The organism is Paenibacillus sp. FSL H7-0442 (genome assembly GCF_038593105.1).
GTDB lineage: Bacteria > Bacillota > Bacilli > Paenibacillales > Paenibacillaceae > Paenibacillus > Paenibacillus polymyxa_D.
In genome coordinates, this window is the sequence record NZ_CP151963.1 from 2631870 (window position 1) to 2642500 (window position 10631).

General features: G+C 47.4%; 2 protein-coding genes (1 of these 2 only partly in view). Both read left to right on the top strand.

The window, feature by feature from the left end; all coding sequences use genetic code 11:
- The first annotated feature begins 9 nt into the window (after positions 1 to 9).
- Positions 10 to 9372 (top strand): amino acid adenylation domain-containing protein, encoded by a 9363-nt coding sequence (locus MHH57_RS11800; RefSeq protein ID WP_342435112.1) that lies wholly within the window; start codon positions 10 to 12, stop codon positions 9370 to 9372.
- A gap of 12 nt (positions 9373 to 9384) precedes the next feature.
- Positions 9385 to 10631, top strand: partial view of an MFS transporter gene (locus MHH57_RS11805; protein WP_069012381.1) — the 5' portion only. The gene runs 7 nt beyond the window's last position; the window shows 1247 of its 1254 coding nt (coding positions 1–1247); the start codon lies at positions 9385 to 9387; the stop codon falls past the right edge of the window.

The following is a 10631-nucleotide window of genomic DNA, read 5'->3' on the forward strand; positions in this document are numbered from 1 at the left end:
GGAAATCCGATGAGTAAAAGGCTTGAAATCGAAAAAGTGGCCAATTTAACGCCTTTGCAGGAGGGGATGCTCTTTCATACAGTGATGGAGCCGGAATCACAGGCGTACTATGAGCAAGTACGAATGATCATCCGGGGTGAACTGAACCTGGAGGCTCTGCAAAAGAGCTTCGAGACTCTGGTGCAGCGTCACGAAACGCTTCGTTCGAATATTTATCATAAAAGTGCTTCCCGTTCGCGGCTCATCGTGTTTAAGGAACGAAATCCAACGCTTCGTTATGAGAATCTGACGAATATTCCCGAGGCAGAGCAAGCAGAGGCCATTCGCAGCTACGCAGACGCAGACCGAAACCATCGTTACGATCTGAGCAAGGATTTGCTCATTCGTCTGGCTGTGCTTCAAACCCAAACGAACGCATATACGCTGCTTTTAAGCTTTCATCATATTATTATGGACGGCTGGTGCCTCGGCATCGTTATGGACGAGCTGTTCGCGGCTTATGAAGCACTGAAAGCAGGGAAGCCCGTACAACTGCCGAACCCGCAGCCCTATACTGGCTATGCCCGCTGGCTGGATAAGCAGGATAAGGAGGCGGCGAAGGAATACTGGCGGTCCATCCTGAACGACTATGATCAGCCAGCTGTGCTGCCTACCCTACCTGTAGCCCATCCGCTCCAGCCAGATACCGGGTACTTGCTGCATGAGCATAAAATAACACTCACGGATGAAACAACCCGTCAATTACGGACGGTGGCTGAACGCAACGGAACAACCCTTAGCAGTCTGTTTCTGGCTGCATGGGGAGTGGTGCTTGGAGGATACAACCAAAGTGAAGACGTCGTCTTCGGCACCGTTGTTTCCGGTCGACCGCCGGAGCTTGAAGGTGTTGAACAGATGTTGGGACTTTTCATTAACACCATACCGGTACGAATCAAATTGGATGCAGATCTGCCATTCTCAGATCTGCTTCGCGAAGTGCAGCGCAGCGCGATTCAATCACGGGCATATGACTATTTCTCACTCGCTGAAATACAGTCCCAGTCAGCACTCAAGCAGCAACTCATGGACCATTTTGTTGTATTTGAAAACTACCCGCTGCAGGATATGGTTGGCCGGCCTGATCTGAAGGAACGACTTGGATTCGTCGTGGAGGACGCTCAGCTGTCCGAAGAAACACCTTACCACTTCAACATCGAAGTGGAGGACGGAAAAGCGCTGAGCTTTATGCTGTCCTACAACAACTATGTTTACAGCGATGAAGCGATGACACGGTTAGCTGGGCATTTGGAGCATGTTCTCCTCCAAATTGCACGTACACCAGAACTCCTGCTGGGGAACATTCGTCTGCTGACCGCTACAGAAGAGATGGAACTCACCAATGTATGGAGCGGGCCGATTACCGACTATCCTGCTGGAACGTTTCATGGAATATTTGAGGCGCAGGCAGAACGTATCCCGGAACAGACCGCCGTCATCTACGAAGACACCGCACTTACCTATCATGAGCTGAATGAGAAGGCTAATCTGCTTGCTCAAGCACTGCAAAACCGTGGGGGCAAGCGTGAGCATCTCGTCGCCGTGATGCTTGAGCGTTCAGCAGACATGATTATCGCTGTGTTAGGGATTATGAAGGCGGGAGCTGCCTACGTACCTGTCGATCCGACCTACCCGAAAGAAAGAATTGCTTACATGCTTCAGGACAGCGGAGCTACGATTATGCTCACGCAGTCTTCCTTGACTGAACTATTAGCCGATGTGGATTTTGCGGGGGAAGTGCTGGACTTGCCAGCGTTACTTCAACAGGCTTCACAAGCGGAGCATTCCCATCAACAAGCGCCTATCTACGCACCTATTCATGATCCCGAGGCTTTGGCCTACGTCATTTACACATCGGGAACGACGGGCAACGCCAAAGGCGTGATGATCGAGCATCGCCATTACGTAAATACGGCGTGGGGCTATAGAGAAGCTCACCAGTTAAAAGAGTTTCCCGTCAAGCTCCTTCAGATTGCCAGTATGTCGTTCGATGTCTTTGCCGGTGATCTGGCCAAGACATTCGTGAACGGAGGCACCATGGTCATTTGCCCACAGGATGTGCGCAACGATCCTCCAGCTTTGGCCCAGGTTCTCGAACAGCACGAAATTACGACGTTTGAAGTTCCACCAGCCTTGTTGACGCTGCTTATGGACTACGTATATGAACACGGTACAGATGTCAGCGCCATGAAGCTGCTTACTACAGGCGCGGACAGCTTTGGCGTTGAAAACTATCGGACGCTTTTGAATCGCTTCGGCGATACGATGCGCATCATGAATACCTACGGTGTAACCGAAGCGGCTATTGATTCCAGCTTTTATGAAGAAACAGCTGAACGTTTGCCTCCATCAGGTATCGTCCCGATTGGAAAGGCACTGCCGAATCATAAAGTATATATCGTGGATGAGGCTTTTCGTCCGCTCCCTGTCGGCGTAGCCGGGGAGTTGTGTTTGGGCGGCGCTTCTGTGGCCCGCGGTTATTTGAACCGTCCTGACCTGACGGCGGAGAAATTTGTACCGAATCCTTTTGTAAAGGGAGAGCGTCTGTACCGCACCGGGGATCTGGCACGCTGGCTGCCGGATGGCAACATTGATTTCATCGGTCGGATTGACTTTCAGGTGAAAATTCGTGGCTACCGGATCGAACCTGGTGAAATTGAGTCGGCCTTACTCCAATTGGATGAGGTACGCCAAGCGGTGGTCACGGATAGAACGGATAAAACCGGACAAAAGTATTTGTGCGCCTACGTAGCAGGTACAACCGACAAATCCCTTCTGCGGACAGAGCTTGCCAAGCAGTTGCCAAGCTATATGGTGCCCGCACATATTATCGTGCTGGATCAATTACCTTTGACCCATAACGGTAAAATTGATCGACGTGCGCTTCCAGAACCCGAAGATTTTGTGTTGACCGACGTCGAGTATGAAGCGCCGCAGAGCGAACTGGAGCAAACACTCGCTTCCATCTGGGAGGAAGTCATTGGCGTTAAGCCGATTGGTCTGCGCAACAACTTTTTCGAGCTTGGTGGCGATTCGATCAAAGCGTTGCAAATCGCAGCCCGATTAAACGCGAAGGGCCTCAAAATGGACATGAAGGATTTGTTCCGCCATCCGCAGATTGATTTGATTGCTCCTTATATAAAAAAAGTAATTCGGACCATCCCGCAGGGGGCGGTACAAGGTACAGTGGAGTTGACACCGATCCAATGGGAATTTTTTGAGCATCATCGTATAGAACGTCATCATTACAGTCAGGCTGTCATGCTCCAGAACCCCGAAAGATGGAACGAAACCTGGCTGCGAAGCGCCGTGGACAAGCTGACCATGCACCATGATGCCTTGCGCATTACCTTTGATGAACGTGAAAAAGAACCTGTCGCCTATAACAGAGGCACAGCCGAAGGTGAACACTTTACATTGGAAAGCTACGATTTTTCACATGCTGACCAGCCTGAGGAAGAAATCGCGCAGCTCACTGACGCGTTACAAAGCAGTTTTAATTTGCGTAACGGCCCGCTTGTACGTTTGGCTTTAATTCGGCTGCAGGAATCCGATCATTTGTTAATCGTCATTCATCATCTTGTCGTAGACAGTGTGTCGTGGAGAATCCTGCTGGAAGACTTGGAAACAACCTACCAACAGTTAGCTAACGGTGAAAAGCTACAGTTACCCGCCAAGACCGATTCCTACAAAGAATGGGCAGCACGTTTGTCCAAGTATGCACAAAGCGAGCTGGCGCGTCAGGAAATCAGCTATTGGAATACGGTAGAAGCTCGTGAAATACTTCCGCTGCCAAAAGATCATGAGGTTCCAGATAGCTTGATCCGTGACGTGCGCAAATCCGAAGTGACACTCAGCCGGGAAGAAAGCGAAAACCTGCTAAAACATGCGCACCATGCTTACAATACAGAAACAAATGATATTTTACTGACGGCGCTAGGACTGGCTTACCGGGAATGGAGCGGACATGCTGAAATTGCAGTCCAGGTGGAAAGTCATAGCAGGACGGAATTGATTAAAGACATTGACGTATCACGTACAGTTGGCAGGTTTACGTCCGTGTATCCGTTGGTGGTAAATGTGAGCAAACCCGAAGATTTGGCCCATCAAATCAAGCTGGTTAAGGACAATTTGCGACGCGTACCCAACAAGGGTTTCGGCTATGGCATTTTACGCTACTTGACCGACAGGGAGCAGCAGAATAGGGTAACCTTTTTTTCTGCCAAGCCACCTGAGATCAGCTTTAGCTTTGACGGAGAAGCCAGAGAAGGTACGACATGGCGTACCTCGCCACTATCCACGTTTGCCGGTACTGAAATCAACCCTCTGACTAAAAAAGCGCCCAGCTTTGATATTCATGGTGCGGTGGCTGACGAAAGACTCCGCATTGTATTCGAATACAACGCACGTGAATATGAAGCATCGACGGTGGAGCGACTTACAGCCAGCTTTAAGAATCATCTGATCGAACTTATTCGCCATTGCTGTGCCAAGGATACAGCAGAACAAAGCCCGACGGATTTTACATATGGGCAATTGTCTCTGGACCAGTTTGAAAATATTGCAAATCGCTTGTCAAATAAGCTGTTAAACCACCAAGTGAAAATTAAAGATCTCTATCCGCTATCCCCGATGCAGGAGGGAATGCTATTTCATTCCATACTTGATGAAGAGTCAGAGGCTTATTTCGAACAAACGATCATTACCATTCATGAAGCTATGGATACCAACCTAATCAGCCGAAGCTTACAAAAGCTGATTGACCGATATGATATTTTCCGTACGGTATTCATGTATAAGGAGGCGGATCGTCCGCTTCAGGTTGTACTGGGGGAACGATTAGCTGCTCCTGTCCATACCCAAGATGTGCGTAGTTTACCGGATGCGGAAAAGCACAGACGACTTCAAGCCATTTTACAGGAAGAGCGGCAGAGAGGTTTTGATCTGGAAAAGGAGGTTCTCATCCGGTTAGCGCTTGTACAGTGGGATGAGGACACCTCAAAGCTCATCTGGATCTCTCATCATATTATTATGGACGGCTGGTGTCTGAGGGTGGTAGCCAAAGATTTTTTTGATATTTACACATCGCTTCGGGACGATACTCCTTTAAAATTAGAGCCTGTCCAGCCATTTAGCAGCTTTATTCAGTGGTTGGAAAGACAAAATAAAGAGGAAGCAGCAGCATACTGGAAACAATATGTGGCTGATTTTGAAAATGAAACTGTCGTGCCCGGCTATACTCAATCCGTCGATCCTTCATTTCAGGTAGAGCAACTCATATGCACATGGGGAGAGCAGCTGACCCAAGGCATGGAACAAATCGCCAAGCAAAACCGTGTCACCGTCAGCACCTTATTTCAAACAGTTTGGGGCTTATTACTACAAACGTACAACAACAGTAAGGACGTCATTTTCGGGTCTGTTGTGTCGGGCAGACCTGATGAAATCCCCGGTATTGAAAATATGGTCGGATTATTCATTAATACCATACCCGTACGTATTAAAAGCTCCGCTGAACTGCGGTTTTCCGACTTGCTTACGTCTATACAGGATTCCTTAATGGAGTCCAATCGGTATTCCTATTTTTCCTTGGCTGATATTCAAGCCCATAGTGTACTAAAACAAAACCTGATCCAGCATATTGTCGCCTTTGAAAACTTTCCCGTTTCGGAAGAACTTACTGGATTAGAAAAAAAAACCAAAGCACTCCGTGTTGGTGAAGTAGAGGATATTGAACAGACGAATTATGATTTGAATGTAATCGTCATGCCTGGGCGCGAGCTGGAAATCAAATTTAGCTATAACGCGCTGACGTATAACAAAAATGCGATCAAACAATTGGCTGCTCACCTCATCCAAATGATGGAGCAAGTTATTCAAAACCCAAATATCCGGGTTTCGGAGATTGATCTATTGACAGCGGAGGAAAAACAGCAGCTCTTATTTGATTTTAACGATACACGGAGACCGTATCCATCGGACCACACCATACATCACGTATTTGAAGAACAGGCTGAGAAAACACCGGATGCAGTAGCTATTGTATTTGAAAATCGTGAGCTAACCTACCGCGAATTAAATAAAAAAGCTAATCAGCTGGCCTCGAAGCTGCAGAAACTGGGTGTTGCGCCGGATACCATCGTAGGCATTTTGACTAAACGTTCACCAGAAATGATTATCGGTATTCTTGGTATTTTGAAGGCGGGTGGAGCCTACTTGCCATTGGAGCCTTCTTATCCGCAGGAACGGATTATGTTTATGCTTCAGGATAGCGGTAGCGAAATTCTGCTAACCCTATCCGACAAGGGAAAACAGATGCACACTTTCGATTTTTCCGGTACAGTTCTGGATCTGGCCGACATCAGCTCCGACGACTCCGACGACTTCATTTTTTCCGAATCGACAACGGCAGACGATCTGGCCTATGTCATGTATACATCTGGCTCAACTGGACGTCCCAAAGGTGTCATGATTGAACATCGGAATGTCATACGGCTGGTGAAGAACACCAATTACGTACCATTTGCCGAGAACGAACGCATTTTGCTGACCGGGGCGCTCGTGTTCGATGCCTGTACCTTTGAAATTTGGGGAGCATTGCTGAACGGATTGCGTTTGTACATTGTACCGGAATCCATAATCTTGGATGCTGTTCAGCTTGGTGAAGCGCTGGATCGATATCATATTACAACGATGTGGCTGACATCGCCCTTGTTTAACCAACTCACACAGCATAAACCAGATCTCTTTGCTTCTCTAAAGCACTTGCTGGTGGGCGGGGATGTGCTTTTACCTGGGATCATTAATACGGTTAGAGCACATTCTCCGGGACTGAACGTTATCAACGTCTATGGCCCCACAGAAAACACAACATTCTCTACTTATTTCCCGATTGATAAGGAATATAACCGCATTCCTATTGGTCGCCCAATTGGCAATTCAACTGTTTATATTTTGGACTCTTCAAGCAGGCTGCTGCCTATTGGTGCTCAAGGGGAAATTTGTGTTGGTGGGGATGGTCTGGCGCGCGGCTATCTAAACAGGGATGATCTGACCCAGCTAAATTTTGTCCCTAATCCATTCATTCTGGGCGAAAAAATATATCGGACAGGTGATTTGGGCAGATGGCTACCGGACGGCAATCTGGAGTATCTCGGACGGATAGACCAGCAGGTTAAAATCCGCGGATATCGTATTGAACCCGGCGAAATTGAAACCCAGCTCATGAAACATGATGCAGTTCGGGAGGCGCACGTAGCGGTAAAAAGCACGAAGGATGGTCAAAAAACGCTCTGTGCTTATATCTCAACCGACGTACCGCTATCCAAGAGTGATATGAAGACCCATTTGATTGGCCAGTTGCCGGATTATATGATTCCTGCCCAGTATGTGTTCCTGCCGGCGTTTCCCCTGACAACGAACGGTAAAATCGACCGCCAAGCATTGCCTGAGCCAGAAATGACCAGCGGTTCCGATATGGAATACGTTGCTCCAAGAAATGAAGTGGAACAACAGTTGGCGAACCTGTGGCAAGCGGTGCTTGGCGTTGAAAAGGTCGGCATTGACGACGGCTTTTTCGAGCTTGGAGGTCATTCATTGAAGGCCATTCAACTGGTATCGAAAGTACATGAATCGAACATTCCGCTGGATATACATCAATTGCTTCAATATCAGACAATAAGAAGTTTGTCTGATCTTTTACAACGTGTTGAAGAGGGCGGAGTGAACGCGGATACGCTCATTGCGAAAGCTCAGGAGGTTGAGCGGGCTATTACAGAAGCGTTTGGTGTACAGGTCTTTCTTCAGACTGTTTCCACCGATAATCAAAACTATTTGTTCCTGCAAGTGGAGCCTTTTCACGTAGAACAAGTTCAGGCAATCTCAGAATTTATCCAATCTCATATCCATCCAGACCTGCACCCGCATTATATCGTCCGCTGGGGAACCGACGAACCAGATAGAATTCTCGGAGCTATACCGACAAACGAAGAACAAGAAACCTTACTTAAACAACAGGCCGATGTATGGCTTGCCAGCATTGCTGAGTTAAATACTGAGTGGAATACCAATATACTAAGTCTGAATGCTATTGGGCGCTATCCGCTTGCACCAGCTCAGCATTACCATTTGCAACATTTTACAGGCTCGGGTATGGCTGTGCAGTTAGATAGCTACTTGAACACCGAGCGTTTGACCGTAACGATTCAGCGGCTTATTGAACGCCATGAATTGCTAAGAAGCGTACTTGTTCAATCATCCGGAGCATGGGAATGGGAGTTGCGTCCAGTTCCAGAGCATTTTTCTTTACCGACTGTTGATCTCTCCGGTCAGCCGGTACAAGCACAACGCAGGCTTCTTTCTTCCATTGCTTCTAAGTTATTTTTAGAACCTTATAAACTTACACAGTCGCTGCAGTACCGGATCGTCCTGATTCGCTTAAATTTGCGGGAACATCTGCTATTGCTCCCTTGCTCGCACATCATTTTTGATGCTACGAGCAGCGACATCCTGCGCAGACAACTCCTTGATGAATATCATCGTCCGCAGCAGACGGCACATGCGACAGAAGAGGTGCAATACCGGGAATATGTAAACCATATCCGCCAAGGCCCTCAAGGAATCGGGGATCAGGAAATCAGCGAGCAATTCAAACTCCAAACGTTTGGTGAGAATAATGATCGTATCCATGTGCTGACCGAAGAACGCAACTATGCGGACACTACCAGATATCGTTGGGAGCTGAATTTAAGCGACATTTCAGAGCAGCACGGCGCTGCGAATATGTGGGATATTTCGCTTCAAATGGCTGTAAGTTTTTTCAGCAGCTATTTCCAACTCTCTGATGTTCCGCTTTGGATTACTAATTATGGAAGACAATATGGCGACCGAAACTATTTTGGAACCGTAGGCGAGTGTATTGATCATATACCCGCTGTGCTGCAGGAAGATGACTCTGAATCCTATGAAAAGAGTATCCATACCCACCTGGACTTTGCTTCACGCTATCATTTGAACTTTTTCAATCTGATCTTCAATGCTGAAATGGAGAAAGCTTACCCGATATCTAGCAGCATTTTGATAAAAGGACTTGAACAGCTGCCTATCGTATTCAACTATTTGGGTGAGGGACGAGAGGATGCAGAATTGCTCGACAATCTGCATACCGAAGGCACAAAGGCCAATGTCAACAAGGTTATTTTCTTTGAGTCAGAGCATGTGGGGGATATTCTGAAAATCTCACTTACCATTCCATATCATGAGAACGACCAGTATATCCATCAAATCTTCCAGACTGCTAGTGACAGGCTCTTGAATGCTTTGACCATTTTGCAGTAAGGAGATGAAGATGTGAATCCATTGTTTAAGGATAGCCGTTTTATCCGATTTTTTGCATCTCGTACTTCTGCCAATATCGCAGACAGCATTTATTCTATCGTCCTGCTGTATTTTGTTCAGCAATCGACACAGTCGGTGGCGATGACCAGCTTCACGTATACGGCCGTATCTGCGGCGTCGATTTTCAGCTTTCTCGTGGGTCCTGTGGTGGACCGTTATTCACCGCCTTTGTTAGCCAGTATCGCCTTGTTTACGCAGGCTGTGCTAATTTTGGTCGTCCCATTTCTCATTCAGGACGGGATGGTCAATCTGGTCGCTATCCTTGTTATTGTCTTCATTGCATCCTGCTTCTCCACACTGTTTTATCCGGCCAATAGTAAAATGCTGCCGCAATTGATAGGCTCGCCGGATTTGATTGTCCGGGCGAATTCCATGATTTTGTCGACGGATCAGGTTATTAATATTGTCGGATATCTGGCTGGAGCCTCGCTCATCATCGCAATGGGGATGAAAAACACGTTTTTTCTAGCCGGCGCGATGCTGTTTCTGGCAGGCTTTGTATATGTCAGGCTCAACAAGCAAATTGATGCTCCTCCGGTGGAAGACACGAACGGAAGGAGTTCGCTAAAGCTCGTGTACTATTTGAACGAATTGAAAGAAGGGTATCTTTTTGTAAAACGGCACACCTTCCTGAGAATTATGCTTCCGTTCTTTGCGCTGACAAACTTTTCGATGGCGATCTTGGTCATTGCCATGCCTTCTATCGCAGTATCCTATGGCTCGCCAATCTATTACAGCTTGCTGTATGTAGCCTACTTTATCGGTATTTTCATCGGTTCCTTTCTGGTCAGTGTATTGAAAAAGAACGGCATTACCATCGCGGTTTCCTGGGTAGCCATGGGACTGGCAATCTATGTTTTTTCCCTTGTACCCGAGATGTGGATGAAGCTGCTGGCAGCTCTGTTATTAGGCATTTTTACTGGCATCATCAATGTGCTGCAAACGTCTTTGATTCAAATTATTACACCGCTGCCGTTACTGGGACGTGTTACAGCCTTTTTAAACACCTTGTCGAATGCGGCTCTGCCATTAGGGGCCGTGATTGGAGGGGCGCTAGCTTTACGGTTTTCTCTGAGTGAGGTTCTTTTTTTCAGTGGACTGATTACTGTACTATGCGGATTGATTATGTTTCTGGTTAAGGATATTCGCCAGTATCAGATTCCTTCTGGAGAGATTGGAGGAGTTGCCCCTTCCCACAA